This window comes from Chloroflexaceae bacterium (assembly GCA_025057155.1).
GTDB lineage: Bacteria > Chloroflexota > Chloroflexia > Chloroflexales > Chloroflexaceae > JACAEO01.
Genome location: JANWYD010000102.1, coordinates 1 through 669, shown reverse-complemented (window position 1 = coordinate 669; position 669 = coordinate 1). Strand labels below are relative to the sequence as shown.

The window sequence follows — 669 nt, the reverse complement described above, 5'->3', positions numbered from 1 at the left end:
GTGGAGAAAGTGCGCTTGTTTCTCGGCCAGGGCCTGGTGCAGCTGGTCAGTGGGCTGGTGCTGCTGGTGGCCGTGCTCTTCATCCTTTTCACGACCAACGCCGGGCTGGCGCTGGCGGCGCTGCCCATCCTGCCCATCGGACTGGTGGTCTTCATGATCTTCGGCGCGATCAGCGGGCCGCTCTTCGGCAAGGTGCAGCAGCGACTCTCCGAGTTGAACACGGTGCTTCAGGAGAACCTGGCCGGCATCAAGGTAGTGCAGGCCTTCACCCGCGAGAAGGAGGAGCAGGCCAAGTTCAGGCGCGCGGCCACCGCGCTGTTCCGGCAGCAATTGGAGGTGACGCGTGTGCTGGTCTTCCTCTTTCCGCTGATCTTCCTGATCGCCAACCTCGGCCAGGTGGCAGTGACCTACTTCGGCGGACGGCTGATTATCAACGGCAGCCTGACCTTTGGCGAGTGGCAGGAGTTCAGCCTGTATCTGCTCTACCTGTTCATCCCACTCGGCCAGTTCGGCCTCATCGTCACGCAGCTCGGCCAGGCCTCGGCCTCAGCAAGTCGTATCTTCGAAATCCTCGATGCGCGGAACGACGTGACCGACCGACCCGGCGCACAGCCACTGCCACCGGTGCAGGGCCGCGTGCAGTTCGAAAATGTGACCTTTCGCTACTTC

At 62.8% G+C, this 669-nt stretch carries 1 protein-coding gene; it reads left to right on the top strand.

Features of this window, described 5'->3' with window-relative positions:
• Window positions 1-9 precede the first annotated feature (9 nt).
• Window positions 10-669 (top strand): ABC transporter transmembrane domain-containing protein (locus NZU74_20500; GenBank protein MCS6883709.1); only part of this gene is annotated, 660 nt, incomplete at its 3' end.